Raw genomic sequence first — 18260 nt, 5'->3', positions numbered from 1 at the left:
GGCGGGGCGCGACAGCGTAACCCGCGCCAGCGCCAGGCTCAGCCCCGGGCGAAGAACGCAGCCACGTCGGCGATGTCGCGGGTGTGCGGGAACGGTGGCAGCGACTTCAGGAAGCGCTTGCCGTAGCCCTTGCCGAGCAGGCGCGGATCGCACAGCACCAGCACGCCGCGATCGGTTTCCGAACGGATCAGCCGGCCCACCCCCTGCTTGAGCGCGATCACCGCCTGCGGCACCTGCTCGTCGCGGAACGGATTGCCGCCGGCGCGGCGGATGGCGTCCAGCCGCGCCTCGAACACCGGATCGTCGGGCGCGGCGAACGGCAGCTTGTCGATCACCACCACGCTCAGCGCGCCGCCGGCCACGTCGACGCCCTCGCGGAAGCTGGCGGCACCCAGCAGCACGCCGTTGCCTGACTCGCGGAACCTCTGCAGCAGGACGTGCCGCGGCGCCTCGCCCTGCACGAACAGCGGCCAGGGCCCGTCGCGCAGGCCCTCCGCGGTCTCGCGCAGCGCGCGGTGCGAAGCGAACAGCAGGAACGCGCGGCCGCCGGAGGCCTCCAGCACCGGGCGCACCGCGGCGGTGACCGCCGAGGTGTAATCGCGCGACGACGGCTCGGGCAGCGACGGCGGCAGGTAGGCGAGCGCCTGGGTGCCCCAGTCGAACGGGCTTGGCGCCAGCAGCGTGCGCGGCTCGACCAGCCCAAGCCGGGTGGCGATATGGTCGAAGCGGCCGTCCACCGCCAGCGTGGCCGACGTGAACACCCAGGCCGCGCCCGAGCGTTCGCGATGCGCGCGCAGCGGCCCGGACACGTCCAGCGGCGTGCGCTGCAGGCGGAAGCCGCGCGGTGACAGTTCGTACCAGCGGATGTCGTCGTCGGCCTCGGCCATGCCGTCGTCGAGGCCACGCGGCACGCACCAGCGCGCGAGACGCCCCTGCTGGTCGAGCGTGCGCACGTGGCAGGCCTCGAGCCCGGGCGCGGCATCGCGCAGCGGCGCCAGCGCCTCGGCCAACGCGTGCAGCGCCGCCGACAGCGCGTCCAGCGCCGTGGCGACGTTGGCGTGCAGCAGCGCCTGCGCCTGCGTGCCGCGCACCGGCAAGACCTCCAGTTCCGCGCGCAGGCCACGCGTCGCCTGCTCCAGCGCGCTCGCCGGCGCCTGCAGCACCGCCAGCGCGCCGTCGACGTCGCGGCATTCGGCGACCGCATCGCGCGCCAGCTCGACCAGCGGGCGCGCCGACAGGCCTTCGCCGAAGAACTGCGCGGCGAGCTCGGGAAGCTGGTGCGCTTCGTCGACCACGAACGCCTCGGCGCCGGGCAGGATCTCGCCGAAGCCCTCCTGCTTCAGTGCCAGGTCGGCCAGCAGCAGGTGGTGGTTGACCACCACGATGTCGGCATCCTGCGCGCGCTGGCGCGCCTGCACCACGAAGCACTCGCCCCAGAACGGGCATTCGTTGCCCAGGCAGTTGTCGGCGGTGGAGGTGACCATCGGCAGCAGCGGCGAGTCTTCGGCCAGCGATTCCAGTTCGGCCAGGTCGCCCATGCGCGTGCGCCCGCCCCACGCGACGATGCGCTCGAACTGCGACGCCTGCGCCGCGCTGGTGAAGCGCGCCTCACCGCGCGCGCGCTCCACGCGATGGCGGCACAGGTAGTTGGCGCGGCCCTTCAGCAGCGCGGTGCGCAGGCCAATGCCGAGCGCATCGCGCACCCGCGGCAGGTCGCGGTGGTAGAGCTGGTCCTGCAGTGCGCGCGTCCCGGTGGAGATGATGGTCTTGCGCCGCGACAGGATGGCGGGCACCAGGTAGGCGAAGGTCTTGCCGGTGCCGGTGCCGGCTTCGGCCAGCAGCACGTCGCGACTGTCGAAGGCCTCGGCCACTGCAGCGGCCAGGTCCTGCTGCGCCGGTCGAGGCCGGAACCCGGGCAGGCGGTCGGCCAGCAGGCCGCCTTCGACCAGCGCGGCGCGGCTGCGCGCCGCCAGCTCGCCCTCGACCTGCGGCGCGGCGACATGGGATTCGGAATGACTCATCTGGTCGCCATGATCGCCGCAAACCGCGGGCCTGGTCGTCATCCGTCGACCGGTGGCGGCGTCGGCGGAGTACGCGCGCGACGCGATCGCGTGCTCAGTAGCGCGCCGGCGGTCCGATCCGGCAGGCGTCGATGGCGGCCTTGGCCGCGGCCGCACCGGCGGCATCTCCCTCGAGCAGGCGCACCTGTTCGAGGGTCGCCCAGTGGCGGCGGCACAGCGGACCGACCTGCGAACCGAGCGCGAACGCGCGCTCGGCGAGGCTGGCGGCCGCGGCGCGGTCGCCCAGCAGCAGCGCCAGCTCGGCGCGCTCCTGCAGCAGCGCGGGATCGCCGGGCACGATCGTTATCGCGTGGTCCAGCGCCTTGGCGGCGTCGGCGACATGGCCTTGGGCTTCGAGGCGATGCGCCTGGTCGCGCAGGTCCTCGACCTCGTTGTCGCGCAGCGGCTGCACCGAGAGTTCGCCTTCGCCATCGCCGGCGGAGGCGCGGATCGCAGCGACCATTTCCGCCGGCGTGGCCGAAGTAAGCGACGTGGACGGGGCGATGGTCGGCGCCGAGGCGCAGGCCGCCAGCGCGGCAAACAGCACGCACGCCAGTGCGATGCGCAGCGACGGCGCGCGGAACGTGGGGGACGTCATGGTCACTGCTGCGGTTCCGAAGGCGGTGGGGGTGGCGGCGAATCCTGGGGCTCTGCCGCGCTTTCGCGGTCGCGACCGAAGCCGAGCCACTCGCGCCAGCCTCCACCGCCCTGCCCGCTCTCCTCGACATAGGCAGGCGGCGCGCAGGGTTGCCAGGGCGGCGCGAAGCCATCGGCGAACGCGAACCGGCGCGCCTCCGGGCAGCCGGCATCGGTGCTGGTGCCGCCGACCACCCACTGCCAGTCGAGGCCCTTGTCGCCGACCTTGAGCGGCGCGGTGGGCAGCGCCTTGAACAGGCCCGACCAGATCCGCATCGCGCCGGTGGCACCATACAGGCCGGTCTGCTCGTTCTTGTCGTTGCCCACCCAGACGACCGCGAGATGGTCGCCGGTGTAACCGGCAAACCAGCTGTCGCGGCCGTCGTTGCTGGTGCCGGTCTTGCCGGCGGCGTTGAGCTTGCCCAGGCCGTCGTTGACCAGCTGCCGGCCGGTGCCGGACGACACCGCGTGCTGCAGGGCCAGCGTCACCAGGCGCGCCGCGGTGCGGTCGCCGTCATCGGGCTGCGGCGGCGCCTTGTCGTAGCGCTTGAGCACGCGGCCGTCGTCGCCCAGCACCCCGCGCACGGTGTACAGCGGCTGGATCTCGCCGTCGGACGCCAGGAACTGGTAAAGCTGCGCCATGGCATACGGGCTCTGGTCGACGGAGCCCAGGATGAGCGCCGGATTGGCCACCGCCTCGATGCCTGCGAGCTGCTTGATCAGGTTGGCCAGGCGCTCCGGGCGCACCGCCATGCCCACCCGCACCGTCGCCTGGTTGTAGGAGCGCGCCAGCGCATCCACCAGGCGCACGCTGCCGTGGCTCCTGCCGTCGGAATTGCCGGGGTTCCAGCGCTTGCCGGTGTCGAGCGTCACGGTCACCGGGGAGTCGTCCACCCAGGTCGCCAGCGACCAGCGGTCCGGCAGGGCCAGCGCCAGCAGGTATACGAACGGCTTCAACAGCGAGCCGACCGGCCGCTGTGCCTCGACCGCGCGGTTGAAGCCGGGGTTCGACACGTCACGGCTGCCGATCACCGCGACCACTTCGCCGTTGTGCACGTCGGTGACCACGAGGCCGGTCTCGAGCGCCGGGCGGCGCGCGTTGTCGAGCGATTTCATGGTGCGCTTGACCGCGGCTTCGGCATACGCCTGCGCCGAGGGCGACATGCTGGTCATGACCGCCAACCCGGCGCCCTGCAGCTCCGCAGCCGAGTAGTCGGCGGCGAGGTGCCGGCGCACCAGGTCCACGTATGCCGGGAAGCGGTTGGCGGCGGCGCTGCCCGGGCGCTCGCTGACGCCCAAAGGCGCGGCGACGGCGCGGTCGTGCTCAGCCTGCTTGATCAGCCCGGTCTCGAGCATCTTGCCGAGCACGAAATCGCGGCGCGCGCGCGCGCGCTCGGGATGGCGGCGCGGATCGTAGTCGGAGGGCCCGCGGATGATGCCGACCAGCAGCGCGACCTGTTCGGTGGAGAGGTCGTCGAGGTGGCGGCCGAACCAGTGCTCGGAGCCCGCAGCCACGCCGCGGATCGCCTGCGCGCCGCGCTGGCCCAGGTACACCTGGTTGAGGTAGGCCTCCAGGATCAGGCCCTTGTCGTAGCGCGCCTCGATCAGCAGCGCATAGATGATCTCGTTGAACTTGCGGCTCCAGGTCTGCTCGCGGCCGATGCCGAGCAGGCCGCTGCGCGCCAGCTGCTGGGTCAGCGTGCTGGCGCCCTGCTTCGTGTCACCGGCCTTCAGGTTCACGAACGCCGCGCGCAGCATGCCGCTGAGGTCGATGCCGCGGTGGTGCGCGAAGTCGCGGTCCTCGACCGCCTGCAGCGCATCGGTGAGCTGCTGCGGCACCTCCTGCACGCGTACCAGCCGGCGCTCTTCCTGTTGCTTGCCGTACAGCGTGGCGATGCGCGCCGGATCCAGGCGCGCGGCCTTGGCGTCGCGGTCGGCCACCAGGTCGCGGACCTTCGAGACCCGGCCCGAGGCCAGGCGCACTTCGACGCGGCTCGGCGCCACGTCGCCGCCGACGTCCTGGAAACCGCGGCTGGCGATGGTGAAACGCCCGCCTTCGCCCGCCGCCCAGGTGCCCGCCTTGCGGCCGTCGCCTTCGCGATAGCCGGCCGCGGCAAGTTCCGTCTTGAGCGTGCCGGCATCCATCGCCAGGCCCGGTGCCAGCGCCAGCGGCCGCGCGTAGACGCGGGTCGGGATCTGCCACTGCAGCTGCCCGAAGCTCTTCCCGACCTGGTGGTTCAGGTACAGCGTGTACGGAATGAGGAAGCCGAGGCCGAGGCCGACGGCGGCCAGCGCCCAGGTCAGCAGCCGGCGGCGCCAGTCAAGCCGCGGGCTGTCGATGTCGTGGTCGTCTTCGTCGTAATCGATGCGTGCCATGTGGGCTCGGCGGCCCGCGGGCCAGGTGGCGCCGGGTGGGCGCGTTGAAGGGATGCGAGAATGGAAAAAAAGCGTGCCGAGTCTAGCCCAGCGCCAGCGCGCTCCCGGTCACGCCGCCACCCCCCAGTCAGCCGGAGTTGTCGCTGGATGTCGTTCTCGATCGCCGACGCGCGCTTTTTCGTCGCCCGTGCCTCCGGCCTGCTGCACCGTGGCCTGCTGAGCCTGCGCACCCGCGGCGTGGCCTCGAGCTGGACGCGCGTGTGCGCGCAGCTCCGGCCCGCGCCGCCGGCACTGCGCGCAGCGCTGTACCTGCCGGCACGCGCGCCGTTCGCGCCGTTCACGCTGCCGACGAGCGAGGCACCGAGGGCGAGCGTGGTGATCCCGGTGTACGGCCAGTTCGCGCATACCCTGGCCTGCCTGCGCGCGCTGGCGGCGCATCCGCCGGCGGCGGCGTTCGAGGTGATCGTGGTCGACGACGGCTCGGCTGACGAGACTGCCGACGCGCTGCCGCGGGTCGCGGGCCTGCGCTATCACCGCCGCGCCGTGAATGGCGGCTTCATCGCCGCCTGCAACGACGGCGCGGCGCTGGCCCGCGGCGAGGTGCTGGTGTTCCTCAACAACGACACCGTGCCGCAGCCGGGCTGGCTGGACGCGCTGCTCGGGACCTTCGACGCGGTGCCCGACGCCGGCCTGGTCGGCGCACAGCTGCTCTACCCCGACGGCCGCCTGCAGGAGGCCGGCGGGGTGGTGTTCAACGACGGCAATGCCTGGAACTACGGCCGCCTCGGTGATCCATCGCATCCGCGCCATGCCTATCTGCGCGATGCCGACTACGTCAGCGGCGCGGCGATCGCGATCCCGCGCGCGCTGTTCCAGGAGCTCGGCGGCTTCGACACCCGCTACGCGCCGGCCTATTACGAAGACACCGACCTCGCCTTCGCCGTGCGCGCCGCCGGGCGCCGCGTGCTGTACCAGCCCGCGGCAAAGGTGGTGCACGACGAAGGCGCCACGTCCGGCACCGATACCGGCACCGGCCCCAAGGCGCACCAGCTGCGCAACCGCGAGGTCTTCCTCGCCCATCGCGCCGCGGCACTCGCGCACCACCGCGCGCCGCACGAGCCGACGCCGGCCACGCTGCATGCCGGCCAGCGCCAGGTGCTGGTGATCGACGCGCTCACCCCGCAGCCCGACCGCGACTCCGGCTCGCTGCGGCTGGTCAACCTGATGCGCCTGCTGCGCGAGGAAGGCGCGCACGTGGTGTTCCTGCCCGCCAACCGCAGCTACGACGGCCGCTACACCGACGCCCTGCGCCAGCTGGGCGTGGAAGCCTGGTGCGCGCCACACGCCGCGCGCGCGCCGGCTTGGCTGGCCGAGCACGGACCGCGCTTCGACGTGGTGGTGGCCTGCCGCCATTACGTGGCCAGCGAGTTCATCCCGCTGCTGCGCCGCCATGCGCCGCAGGCGCGGCTGGTGTTCGACAGCATCGACCTGCACTACCTGCGCGAGCAGCGCGCCGCGGAGGTCACCGGCGACGCGGCGATCGCGAGGGCCGCGCTGCGCACGCGCGCGCGCGAACTCGCAGTCATCGCCGCGAGCGACATCACCCTGGTGGTCAGCGAGGCCGAGCGCGTGGTCCTGCAACGCGATGCGCCGCAGGCCACCGTCGAGGTGTTGTCCAACCTGCACAGCGTGGCCGGGCCCGGCAGGCCATTCGCCGAGCGCCGCGACCTGGTGTTCGTGGGCGGCTTCCGTCACCCGCCGAACGTCGATGCCGTGCGCTGGTTCGCCGCCGATGTCTTCCCGCATGTCCGCCGGCAGCTGCCGGATATCGCGTTCCACGTGATCGGCGATGACGTCACTCCCGAGGTCGCCGCGCTCGCCGCGCTGCCGGGCGTGGTGGTGCATGGCCACGTGCCGGATATCGCGCCGTACATGGATGGCGGACTGGTCGCCATAGCGCCGCTGCGCTTCGGCGCCGGGGTCAAGGGCAAGATCAACCTCAGCATGGCGCACGGCCAGCCGGTGGTCGCCACGGCGTGCGCGGTCGAGGGCATGCACCTGGTCGACGGGCACGACGTGCTCGTGGCCGACGAGGCCGAAGCATTCGCGGCGGCGGTGGTACGCGCCTGCGGCGACGCCGCGCTGTGGCAGGCATTGGCGACGCACGGGCTCGAAAACGTGGCGCGGCACTTCTCCGCCGACGCCGCGCGCGCGGCCGTGCGCCGCGTGTTCATGGCCTGACGCGGCCTCAGTCGGCGGGAGCGCCCGCCGCGCGCAGCCGCTGCCTGAAATCGTCCAGCCCCGGCACGCCGGGATCGATGGCGCGCGCCAGCGCCAGCGCGCGCTGCGCGCGCTCCACTTCGCCGGCACCCAGGCGCTCGTTGCCCACCGCCAGCCAGCGCTGCGCGAGCCGCGTGCGCGCGGCCGCGAGCTCGCCCGCGTCCTCGCCCAGGGCCGCGCGCGCGTCCAGGCAGGCGCGCGCCTGGCCCAGGCTGTTGCCGCGCAGTTCGCGCTCGTAGCAGTCGCGCGCGGCCGGCAGCAGGCGCGCGCTGGCGGCGCGCACCGCGCGTGACTGCGGTGCCAGCGCGCGGGCACGGGCGATCTTGTCGAAGGCGCTCTCCCCCGGCGGCGACAGCAGGTTGCCGCGCGCACGCGCGGCCTCGGCCGCGTCCAGCAGCTGGCGCACGCGGCGGTCACGCTCGGCTGCAGGCAGCCGCGTCGCGAACTGGGCACTGTTCTGGCGCGCGCGTTCGAGCCGCGCTTCGGCCTCGGCGACGCCCGCGGCATCGGGCGCGATGGCCTGCGCCCTCGCCAGCGCGGCCTCGGCAGCCACGAACGCGAAATCCGCGGCCAGGCGCGATGCCTCCGCGGCGTGCGCGCTGGCCACCGCCGCCACGCCGTCCTGCGCCGAGGCATCGCTGGCATCCAGCGCCAGCAGCGCGTTGTAACCCTCGAGGGCGCGGTCGAGCCGACCGCGCGCCAGGGCGTTGTCGGCACGGCGACGCACGGCATCGGTCTCTTCGGTCAAGCGTGCCAGCGTGTCCGGGAGGTCGATGTGGCCGCCGTCGAAACGTCGCGCCGCATCGATGCGCTGCGCGGCCGCGCCGAGCTCGCCGCGCCGCAGCGCCTCGCGCGCCTGCCCCAGCAGCTCCGCCAATGCATCTTCGCGACCGCGCAGCGCGTCCGCATGCGCGGGCTCGATCGCCAGCACTCGCGCGTACAGCGGCAGCGCGGCGCTGTCATCGCCTTCGAGATGTCCGCGCAGGCGCGCAGCTTCGGCCGCGGCCAGCAGCGAATCCAGGCCGGCATGGCCGGCCTCGCGGCGGCGCAGCGCTTCCTCCAACTGCTCGGCCTCCGCCTTCGGCACCGAAAGCTCACGCGCCAGCGCCAGCCCGGCGCGGGCGTCGTCCAGTCGATCCTCGGCAAGCGCCACGCGCGCCTGCGCAAGCGCCGCCGCCGCCACCTGCGCCAGGCCCTGGCTGGCTTCGCGGCGGTCTGGGTCCATGGCCAACGCGGCTTCGAACAGCTCGCGCGCCCCCGTGCCATCGGCGGCACTGAGGCGGCCTTCGGCCAGTGCGCGCTCGGCTTCTGCGCGCAGCGCCTGGCTGCGTGTCTCGGGCCACAGCAGCCCGCCGAGCGGCGCACGCAGCACCGCCAGCAGCACGACCACCAGCATCGAACCGATCAGCCACCACTGCCAACGGCGCGCAAGCCCGAGGCGTTCGACCACGCCGCCACGCCGCCGCGTGCCGCCATGCAGGCGGGAGCGCGCGGCGGCGGCGGTGGAATCGCGGGCGGCGTCGGGATGCGATGAGGGAATCACGCCCGGGAGCATAAGCGGCACCGGGTGAATGCGCGCGCGACGCCGGCGACCGGGCCTGCGTCGCAGCCGCCGCGCTCAGGTGCGGTAGGCGCGCTCCACGCCAGGCAGCGCCTCGAGCTTGCCGAGCAGGCGCGACAGCTGCCCGAAATCCGCGACGCGCAGCGACAGCCGCAGCTGCACGCGGCCACGACCGCCGCCGGCATCGCCGTCGATGGCGAGCACGTGCGCATCCTCCTGCGCGATCAGGTTGGTGACGTCCTTGAGCAGGTGCTTGCGGTCGATCGCCTGCAGCATCAGTTCGGCCTGGTGGGCGCCGCCGGAGGCGCCCCACTCCACCGGCAGGACGCGCTGCGGCTCACGCGCGGCCAGGCGCAGGAACGACGCGCAGTCGCTGCGGTGCACGCTCACCCCGCGCGCACGCGTCAGGTAACCGGCGACAGACTCGCCCGGCAGCGGCTGGCAGCAGCGCGCCACCTGCACCAGCAGGTTGTCCACGCCGACCACGGTGAACGCCGGCTTGCCGCCGGGCCGCAGCCGCTTCGGCGCGCGCAGCGCGATCACGTCCGCGTCTTCGCCGGCGGCTTCTGCCTCGCGCTGCTCGCGCTCGTGGTCGGCCAGCGCGCGCACCACCTGGTGCGGCCCCACGTCGCCCAGCGCGACCAGCACCTGCAGGTCGTCGGCGCTATCGACGTTGAACCTGCGCAACGCCGGCGCGAGGTCCGCGTGCTGCATGCCGACGCGCTTAAGCTCGCGGTCCAGCAGCTCGCGGCCGGCCTGCAGGTTGCGCGCGCGGTCGAGCTTGTGGAACCAGCTGCGCACCTTCTCGCGCGAGCGCGCGCTGGCGAGGAATCCGTTGGACGCCAGCAGCCAGTCGCGGCGCGGCTCCGACACCTTGCCGGTCAGGATCTCGACGCGGTCGCCGGTGTGCAGCACGTGGTCGAGCGTCACGATGCGGCCGTCCACCTTGGCACCGCGGCAGCGGTGGCCGACCTCGGTGTGCACGCGGTACGCGAAGTCCAGCGGCGTGGCGCCAAGCGGCAGGTCGACCACCTCGCCCTTCGGCGTCAGCGCGTAGATCCGGTCCTCGACAAGCTCGGTGTCGAAGGCGCCCGCGAGCGCGCCGTCACCGGCCTCCGCCGGCGCGTCGAGCAGCCGTCGCATCCACTCGATCTTGCGGTTCACCGCGGCCTCGCCGGCCGCCGAGCGCTGCGTGCCGGCGCGCCCCTGGTAGGCGTGTTCCTTGTAGCGCCAGTGCGCGGCCACGCCGAGCTCGGCCTGGTCGTGCATCTCGCGGGTGCGGATCTGCACCTCGAGCGTCTTTCCCTCGGGCCCGACCACGGCGGTGTGCAGCGATCGGTAGTCGTTGTGCTTGGGGCGGGCGATGTAGTCGTCGAACTCGCCCGGCACCGGCGCCCACAGCGCATGCACCGCGCCCAGCGCCGCGTAACAGGCCTGCACGTCGTCGACCAGCACGCGCACCGCGCGCAGGTCGTAGAGCTCGCCGATCGGCGCGTTCTTCTTCTGCATCTTCTTCCAGATGCTGTAGATGTGCTTGGGCCTGCCGGCGATGTCGGCAGTGATGCCCGCGGCGGCCAGCGCTTCGCCCAGGCGCGCCTTGACGTCCTCGATGTAGCGCTCGCGCCCCGCGCGCTTGTCGTCCAGCAGGGTGGCGATCTGCCGGTAGGTAGCCGGCTCGAGATGGCGGAACGCCAGGTCCTCGAGCTCCCACTTCAGCTGCCAGATGCCGAGCCGGTTCGCCAGCGGCGCGTGGATGTCGCGGGTCAGCCGCGCGAGCGCCAGACGTTCGGCGTCGGGCAGCGCGGCGGCGGCGCGCATCCGCGCGAGCTGGCGCGCGAGCAGGATCGGCACCACGCGCAGGTCGCGCACGATCGCCAGCAACAGGCGGCGCAGGCCTTCATGGCTGCGTCCGCGCTCCTGTTCGGCGTGCAGCGCCCAGACCTGGCTGGCGGCGCGCTGGCCCTCGAGCAGTGCCGCGATCGCCGCGCCGGCGGGCGCTGCGTTCGCGGCGTGGCGTTCGGCCCAGTCCGGGCAGGCGTGCAGGACGGCAGCGGCCAGCACCTCGCCATCGGCGTCGAGCAGGGCCAGCGCATCCAGCGTGTCGGCCAGCACCCGCGGCGGGTCGCCGCCCGTGCAGGGACCGCCCGCGGCCGCCTCGCGCAGCAGTGCGCGCAGGGGCTCGGCGAGGGTGGCGAGCGCGGGCCGCGCCAGCAGGGTTTCGATGTCCACGGCTTCGGCCATGGCGGGCGGCGATCCACGGCGGGGGACGGTCTACACTAGCCGCACCACGCCACTTGGAACAGACATGATGCCGGTACGCAGTATCTTCCTCGCCGCCCTGCTCCTCGTCGCAACGCCCGCGTTCGCGCAGCAGTCGATCCAGGCGCAGATGAGCGCCGATGAATTCAAGGCCGCCGGCCTCGACAAGCTCAGCGCCGCGGAGCTCGCGCGCCTTGACGCGTGGCTCAACCGCACCATCGTCGACGAAACCGCCAAGGCCGCGGACGTCGCCAAGGATCGGGTGATCAAGGAGCATCGCGGCTTCGCGTCGTTCGGAACCGACGAGCCGATCACCGCCCGGATACCGGGCGAGTTCCGCGGTTTCCGGCAAGGCCGCGACTACACCCTCGACAATGGCCAGGTGTGGCGGCAGGTTGACGGCGCCAGCCTCGTCGGCGCGCGCCTGACCGATGCCCAGGTCACCATCACCCCGAGCCTGGTCGGCTCGACCTGGTACATGCAGGTGGGCACGTACAACACCCGCGCCAAGGTCCAGCGCATCAAGTAAGCGCCGCCAGCCGTGCCGCCAGCTTCTTTGGCGACACGCCGCCGCGGGTGCCGAGCTCCTGCGCGAAGAGCTGCACGCGCAGCTCTTCCAGGTCCCAGCGCAGCGCCTGCCAGCCGGGAGCACCGGCGCGGCCGGCCTGCACCGCCTGCGCCAGCGCGTCCGCAAACGGCTTCAGCTCGAGCATGCGCTGCTGGTCGCGGGTGGGATCGTTGAGCGCGCGCGCCGCGCGCGTGGCCAGCGCCTTCAGGTAGCGCGGGTACTCGGCCAGCGCCGTTCCCGGCACGTCGCGCAGGAACCCCGGCGGCACCAGCGCCGCGAGCTGCGCCTGCATGTCGTCGAGGTTGCCACGCGCCCAGCCGACCAGGCGGCTGTCGAGCGCGGCGCGGACATCGGCCACCAGGCCGAGGATCTGCTCGGCCAGCTGCAGGCGGCGCATGGCTTCACCGAACAGCTCCCTGCCCAGCGCCTCGCTGCGCGTGGCGAAGACCGCCGGGTCGCGGATCGATTCGAGCCCGTCGGCCGCAAGTGCCGCGAACGCGCCGTCGACGAGGTCGTTGCGCAGGTATTCGGCCGGCCGGCCGCCGTTGGCACGCGGCGCGGCGGATTCGATGGCGGCGTACAGCAGGCCGGTCTTCGGCGACACCGGCAGCTGCCTGCGCGCCTGGCGCATGCGCTCGGCAAGCGCGATCGCGAGCAGGCGGCGCACGCCTCCGGGATGCTGGCGGAGCGCTTCGGCGCGGTCGGCGTGGACCTCCAGCGACGCGCTGTCGCCCTGGTCGTGCAGCGCGGGATAGGCGGGCACGCCGCCGGCGCCGGGCACCGATTCGGGGATCGCCGTGTCGGGGAACGCGGTCAAGGCCTCGCGCGCGAGTCCCTCGGACGCCTGCGCGGCGAAGGCATCCGCGGCGCGACCGCCAAAGCGTGCCCGCAGCGCGTCGAGATCGCGCGCCTCGGCCAGCACGCTGCGGGCGTCGGCATCGAGCAGGCGCAGGTTCGCGCGCAGGTGCGGCTCGAGCGCGGCATCGTCGAAGTCGGTCGGCGCGATGTCCACTCCGGTCATGCGCTTCAGGAAGCGTGCGAGCGCGCCGTGCAGGGTGTCGGTGGCGGCGTCGGCGCTGCCGTGCGCTTCGGCGAAGGCGCGCGCGAAGTCCGGCGCCGGCACGAAGTTGCGGCGCAGCGCCTTGGGCAGGCCGCGCAGCAGCGCCGTCGCTTTCTCCAGCACGAAACCCGGCGCCAGCCATGTCAGCCGCGGCGCGTCGAGGGCGTTCAGCAGGTGCAGCGGCACGACGACCGTCATGCCGTCGTCCACGGCGCCCGGCTCGAAGCGGTAGTGCATGGCCAAGCGCGCGTCGCCGAGCGCCAGGAACGCCGGGTAGCGGTCGGCATCGCTGCCATCGCCGACCAGCAGGTCCTCGCTCGACCACTGCAGCGCGCGCCGCTCCTCGCGCGACAGCCGCGCGTACCAGGCGTCGAGCGCCTGCGCGCTGGTGATCTCCGCGGGAATGCGGTCGCGGTACCAGCGCAGCATCCAGTCGTCATCCACCACCAGGCCGGAGCGGCGCTGCTTGGCTTCCTCTTCCTCGGCGGCGGCCAGCGCGCGGCGGTTGCGGGTGACAAAGTCGGCGCGCAGGTTGATCTCGCCCGCCACCAGGCCGTCGCGCAGGAACAGCTCGCGCGACTCCTCCGGATACAGCGCGCCGTAGTGGATGGGCCGGGCGGCGACCAGCACCAGGCCGAACAGGCCGAGCTGCTCGCTGCCCGTGACGCGACCCTGTCGGCGCGACCAGCGCGGGTCGAAGTGCCGCCGCGACAGCAGGTGATCGAGTTCGGCCACCACCCAGTCCGGCTCGATCGCGGCGTTGGTCAACGACCAGACCTTCTCGGTATCCAGAAGCGTGGCCGACAACACCCACGGCGGCGGCTTCGAGGCCAGCGCCGATCCCGGAAACAGCTGGAAGCGGCGCCCGCGCGGGCCTTCGTAGGTCGCCGCGCGGCGCTTGTCGCGTTCCGGCAGCGCATGCCCGACCTGTGTCGGCAGCCCCGCCAGCAGCGAGCGGTGCAGCAGCACGAAGCGGTCGGGTTGCTGCCTGGCGGCGGGTGCACGTGCGACCGGGCTTTCCGCAGGCGCAGGGATCTCGCCGCTGTCGGCTTCCTCCTCCCAGCCGAGGCCTTCGCACTGCAGCTTCAGCTGGCGGTGCAGCTCGCGCCATTCGCGCATGCGCAGGAAGCCGAGGAAATGGCGCTCGCACCACTTGCGCAGCTGCGACTGGGTCATCTCCTCGTGCGCGTCGCGATAGGCACGCCAGAGGTTGAGGATGGCGACGAACTCGGACTTCGGGTCGCGGAACAGCGCGTGCGCGGTGTCGGCCGCCGCGCGCTGGTCGGCCGGGCGTTCGCGCGGGTCCTGGATGCCGAGGAAGCTGGTGATCGCCAGCATCTCGCGCAGGCAGCCGTGGCCGTGCGCGGCGACCAGCATGCGCGCCAGCTTCACGTCGACCGGCAGCCGCGCCATCAGCTTGCCGATGGCGGTGAGCTCGCGACGCGCATCCACCGCGCCGAGCTCGGTCAGCTGCTGCCAGCCGTCGGCGATGGCGCGCGGATCGGGCGGCTCCAGGAACGGGAACTCCTCGATCGTGCCCAGGCCCAGCGACAGCATGCGCAGGATCACCCCGGCCAGCGCCGCGCGGCGGATCTCCGGGTCGGTGAATGCCGGCCGCGCCGCGAAATCCTCCTCGGCGTACAGCCGGTAGCAGGTGCCGGGCGCGATGCGGCCGCAGCGGCCGGCGCGCTGGTTGGCGCTGGCCTGGCTGACCGGTTCGATGTGCAGGCGGTCGAGCTTCTGCCGCGGGCTGTAGCGCTTGACGCGCGCCAGACCCGGATCGACCACGTAGTGCGTGCGCGGCACGGTGAGCGAGGTCTCGGCGACGTTGGTCGCCAGCACGATGCGCCGCTGCGTCCCGGGGTTGAACACCCGGTCCTGGTCGCGCACCGACAGCCGCGCGTACAGCGGCAGCACTTCGGTGTGGCGGTACTTGCGGCCTTCCAACGCGCGGTGGGCGTCGCGGATCTCGCGCTCGCCGGGCAGGAACACCAGCACGTCGCCGCCCATGCCGCGGCCGCCCTGCAGGATCTCGTCGCAGGCGGCCACGATGCCGTCGGTCACCGTGGGCGCGTCGGGCCGGTAGCGCACCTCGACCGGATAGCCGCGGCCTTCCACGTTGACCACCGGCGCGTCGTTGAAGTGCGCCGAGAAGCGCGCGGTGTCGATGGTGGCCGAGGTCACCACCAGTTTCAGGTCGGGGCGTTTGGCGAGCAGCTGCTTCAGGTAGCCGAGCAGGAAGTCGATGTTGAGGCTGCGCTCGTGCGCCTCGTCGATGATCAGCGTGTCGTAGCGCGACAGCCAGCGGTCGGACTGGATCTCGGCCAGCAGGATGCCGTCGGTCATGAACTTGATCGCGGTCTGCTCGCCGACGTTCTCGGTGAAGCGCACCTGGTAGCCGACCGCGCCGCCCAACGGCACCTGCAGCTCCTCGGCTACGCGGCGCGCCACGGCGCGCGCGGCGATCCGCCGCGGCTGGGTGCAGCCGATCATCCCGGCCGCGCCGCGCCCCGCGGCCAGGCACAGCTTGGGCAGCTGGGTGGTCTTGCCGGAGCCGGTCTCGCCGGCCACCACCACCACCTGGTGCCTGCGCAGCAGCGCCACGATGTTGTCGCCTTCGGCCGCGATCGGCAGGTCCGGATCGACCTCGGCCTGCGGCAGCGCTTTCGCGCGCGCCTCGCGTGTCGCCACCGAACGCGCCAGGGCCTCGGCAAACGCGGCCTCGCGGGCGGCATCCGCCGGCATTGCACGCCAGCGCGCCAGCAGCCCGAGCAGGCGGCCACGGTCGCGGGTCAGCGCGCCGTCCACCGCGGCACGCGCACCGCGCATTGACGCGGTACTTGCAGCCGCGTGGCTAGACTCCTTCTGTTTCATGCAGATCCGATTCGCGGCCCGGGCCGATCACGTGTGTCCATCGTGCCCATTGTCGCGTGCAATCAACGAGAGGAAACCCCGATGGCCAAGACCAAGACGAAGACCACCAAGAAAACCGCCGCCACCCGCGCCAGGGCCGCCGACCCCGCCGCGTCTCCCGGTCCGACCTCGATGGCGCCCAACGTCGACATCGGCATCTCCGACAAGGACCGCAAGACGATCTCCCAGGACCTGTCGCAGTTCCTGTCCGACAGCTTCACGCTGTACCTGAAGACCCACAACTTCCATTGGAACGTCACCGGCGCGATGTTCAATTCGCTGCACGCGATGTTCATGGACCAGTACACCGAGCAGTGGAATGCGCTGGACGAGACCGCCGAGCGCATCCGCGCACTGGGCTACAACGCCCCGGGTTCGTACGCGGAGTTCATCCGCCTGAGCTCGATCACCGAGGAGCCGGGCCTGACCGAAGCCCCGGACTGGCGCGAGATGGTGCGCCAGCTGGTGGTCGGCAACGAGGCCGTGTGTCGCACCGCGCGCCGCGCCCTGGCGCACGCCGACGATGCCGGCGACGACCCCACCGTGGACCTGCTCACCCAGCGCCTGGTGGTCCACGAGAAGAACGCCTGGATGTTGCGCTCGCTGCTGCAGTAGCCCGCCGCGCCGGATCCTTCCGGCGGCCGCCAATGGAGACGCCCGACCCCCGTGTCGGGCGTCTTCGCACCGGGTCGCGGGACGGCGGGCGCGTATCCTTGTCGCATGAGTGACAACGCCCACCAGGTGCTGCGCGGGGTTTTTGGCCACGACGCCTTCCGCGGCCAGCAGGCCGCCATCATCGAGCACGTCGCCGGCGGCGGCGATGCGCTGGTCCTGATGCCCACCGGCGGCGGCAAGTCGCTGTGCTACCAGGTGCCGGCGCTGCTGCGCGAGGGCACCGCGGTGGTGATTTCGCCGCTGATCGCGCTGATGCAGGACCAGGTGGAGGCACTGCGCCAGCTGGGCGTCAACGCGGCGTTCCTCAATTCCACCCTCGATGGCGCCGAGGCCGCGGCCGTCGAACGCCAGCTGCGCGAGGGCACGCTGGACCTGCTGTATGTCGCGCCGGAACGCCTGCTGACGCCACGCTTCATGGCATTGCTCGACGCCAGCCGCATCGCGCTGTTCGCGATCGACGAAGCGCACTGCGTTTCGCAGTGGGGCCACGACTTCCGCCGCGAATACCGCGAGCTGACCGTGCTCCACGAGCGCTGGCCGCAGGTGCCGCGCATCGCGCTCACCGCCACCGCCGATCCGCCCACCCAGCGCGAGATCGCCGAGCGCCTGCAGCTCGAGGACGCGCGCCACTTCACCAGCTCCTTCGACCGGCCCAACATCCGCTACACCGTGGTCAACAAGGACAACGGCCGCCGCCAGCTGCTCGACTTCATGGCGGGCCACCGCGGCGAGGCCGGCATCGTGTACTGCCTGTCGCGCAACAAGGTCGGCAAGACCGCCGAGCTGCTGCAGGAAGCGGGCATCGACGCCCTGCCCTACCACGCGGGACTGGACGCGTCCGTACGCGCCGCCAACCAGCGCCGTTTCCTGCTCGAGGACGGCGTGGTGATGGTGGCCACCATCGCCTTCGGCATGGGCATCGACAAGCCGGACGTGCGCTTCGTGGCGCACATGGACCTGCCCAAGTCGATCGAGGGCTACTACCAGGAAACCGGGCGCGCCGGCCGCGATGGCGACCCCGCCGACGCCTGGATGTGCCACGGTCTGGGCGACGTGGTGCTGCTGCGGCAGATGATCGACCAGTCCGAATCCGGCGACGAGCGCAAGCGCCTGGAGCACCGCAAGCTGGATGCGCTGGTCGGCTACTGCGAGTCGATGCGCTGCCGGCGGCAGGTGCTGCTGGCCAACTTCGGCGAGGACTACGCCGGCAACGGCCCGGGCGAACCCTGCGGCAACTGCGACAACTGCCTGCACCCGGCGGAGTCATGGGACGCGACCGTCGCGGCGCAGAAGGCGCTGTCGTGCGTGTACCGCAGCGGCCAGCGCTTCGGCGCGGCGCACCTGATCGACATCCTGCGCGGCTCCGACTCCGAAAAGATCCGCCAGTTCGGCCATGACGCGCTCAGCACCCATGGCATCGGTGCCGACCTCGACGCGCGCAGCTGGCGCGGCGTGTTCCGGCAGCTGGTCGCCGCCGGCCTGCTGGAGGTGGACAGCGCGGGCTTCGGCGGCCTGCGGCTGACCGCCGACAGCCGCGAGGTGCTGCAGGGCCGTCGCCAGGTGCTGCTGCGCAAGGAAGCACCGCGCAGCCGCGGCAGCGAACGGCGCGACCGTCCTGCCGCCGTCGAGGTGGCGCGCGCCGACCAGCCGCTGTTCGAGGCGCTGCGCGCGCTGCGCACGCGGCTGTCACGCGAACAGGGCGTGCCGCCCTACGTGATCTTCCACGACGCCACCCTGCGCGAAATCGCGCGCCTGCGCCCGCGCACGCCGGGCGACCTCGCGCTCATCGGCGGTATCGGCGCCGGCAAGATCGAGCGCTATGGAGACGAGGTACTGGACGCGGTCGCCGAGGTCGAGGCGGCCTGAGCCGGC

Annotated in this window: 9 protein-coding genes and 1 pseudogene; 4 read left to right on the top strand and 6 right to left on the bottom strand. The window is 72.8% G+C overall.

The window, feature by feature from the left end:
• Window positions 1-38: 38 nt before the first annotated feature.
• From JHB91_RS13045 to mrcB, 3 genes are all read right to left on the bottom strand, one after another.
• Window positions 39-2021, bottom strand: coding sequence for an ATP-dependent DNA helicase (locus JHB91_RS13045; RefSeq protein ID WP_199473168.1), 1983 nt, complete (start codon window positions 2019-2021; stop codon window positions 39-41).
• Between the two features lie 94 nt (window positions 2022-2115).
• Window positions 2116-2658, bottom strand: a complete 543-nt coding sequence (locus JHB91_RS13040; RefSeq protein WP_199473167.1) for a hypothetical protein — start codon at window positions 2656-2658, stop codon at window positions 2116-2118.
• Between the two features lie 2 nt (window positions 2659-2660).
• A complete protein-coding gene (mrcB, locus tag JHB91_RS13035) occupies window positions 2661-5072 on the bottom strand; it encodes a penicillin-binding protein 1B (RefSeq protein WP_199473166.1) in 2412 nt (803 codons plus the stop codon).
• 147 nt (window positions 5073-5219) lie between these two features.
• Here mrcB and JHB91_RS13030 point away from each other — a divergent pair, with 147 nt between their 5' ends.
• Entirely contained in the window at window positions 5220-7313 is a 2094-nt protein-coding gene (locus JHB91_RS13030; RefSeq protein WP_199473165.1) for a glycosyltransferase, read from the top strand.
• Between the two features lie 7 nt (window positions 7314-7320).
• Here the strand turns inward: JHB91_RS13030 and JHB91_RS13025 are convergent, their stop codons facing one another.
• Both JHB91_RS13025 and JHB91_RS13020 read right to left on the bottom strand, forming a co-directional pair.
• Window positions 7321-8916: a hypothetical protein gene (locus tag JHB91_RS13025; protein ID WP_199473164.1), complete on the bottom strand. Its 1596-nt coding sequence runs from the start codon at window positions 8914-8916 to the stop codon at window positions 7321-7323.
• 54 nt (window positions 8917-8970) lie between these two features.
• Window positions 8971-11154: a bifunctional (p)ppGpp synthetase/guanosine-3',5'-bis(diphosphate) 3'-pyrophosphohydrolase gene (locus tag JHB91_RS13020; protein WP_199473163.1), complete on the bottom strand. Its 2184-nt coding sequence runs from the start codon at window positions 11152-11154 to the stop codon at window positions 8971-8973.
• A 64-nt stretch (window positions 11155-11218) separates the two neighbouring features.
• On the opposite strand from JHB91_RS13020, the gene JHB91_RS13015 reads away from it, so the two are divergent.
• Window positions 11219-11701: a hypothetical protein gene (locus tag JHB91_RS13015; protein WP_199473256.1), complete on the top strand. Its 483-nt coding sequence runs from the start codon at window positions 11219-11221 to the stop codon at window positions 11699-11701.
• Here the strand turns inward: JHB91_RS13015 and hrpA are convergent.
• Window positions 11694-15629 (bottom strand): ATP-dependent RNA helicase HrpA, encoded by a 3936-nt coding sequence (gene hrpA / locus JHB91_RS13010; protein ID WP_233398700.1) that lies wholly within the window; start codon window positions 15627-15629, stop codon window positions 11694-11696. The genes JHB91_RS13015 and hrpA overlap by 8 nt on opposite strands.
• A gap of 219 nt (window positions 15630-15848) precedes the next feature.
• On the opposite strand from hrpA, the pseudogene JHB91_RS13005 reads away from it, so the two are divergent.
• Window positions 15849-16328: pseudogene (locus JHB91_RS13005) on the top strand (Dps family protein); the annotation flags it as partial.
• Between the two features lie 105 nt (window positions 16329-16433).
• Complete coding sequence (gene recQ / locus JHB91_RS13000; RefSeq protein ID WP_199473160.1) at window positions 16434-18254, top strand: DNA helicase RecQ; 1821 nt, start codon at window positions 16434-16436, stop codon at window positions 18252-18254.
• The last annotated feature ends 6 nt before the right edge of the window (window positions 18255-18260 follow it).

The organism is Luteimonas sp. MC1828, assembly GCF_016461615.1.
Classification (GTDB): Bacteria; Pseudomonadota; Gammaproteobacteria; order Xanthomonadales; family Xanthomonadaceae; genus Luteimonas.
This window is presented reverse-complemented; position numbering and strand designations above follow the sequence as displayed.

Excerpts from the sequence above, each read along its gene's own strand:
- JHB91_RS13045 (WP_199473168.1), bottom strand. The coding sequence starts at position 2,021 with ATGAGTCATTCCGAATCCCATGTCGCCGCGCCGCAGGTCGAGGGCGAG.
- JHB91_RS13040 (WP_199473167.1), bottom strand. The coding sequence starts at position 2,658 with ATGACGTCCCCCACGTTCCGCGCGCCGTCGCTGCGCATCGCACTGGCG.
- mrcB (WP_199473166.1), bottom strand. The coding sequence starts at position 5,072 with ATGGCACGCATCGATTACGACGAAGACGACCACGACATCGACAGCCCG.
- JHB91_RS13030 (WP_199473165.1), top strand. The coding sequence starts at position 5,220 with ATGTCGTTCTCGATCGCCGACGCGCGCTTTTTCGTCGCCCGTGCCTCC.
- JHB91_RS13020 (WP_199473163.1), bottom strand. The coding sequence starts at position 11,154 with ATGGCCGAAGCCGTGGACATCGAAACCCTGCTGGCGCGGCCCGCGCTC.
- JHB91_RS13015 (WP_199473256.1), top strand. The coding sequence starts at position 11,219 with ATGATGCCGGTACGCAGTATCTTCCTCGCCGCCCTGCTCCTCGTCGCA.
- hrpA (WP_233398700.1), bottom strand. The coding sequence starts at position 15,629 with ATGCGCGGTGCGCGTGCCGCGGTGGACGGCGCGCTGACCCGCGACCGT.
- recQ (WP_199473160.1), top strand. The coding sequence starts at position 16,434 with ATGAGTGACAACGCCCACCAGGTGCTGCGCGGGGTTTTTGGCCACGAC.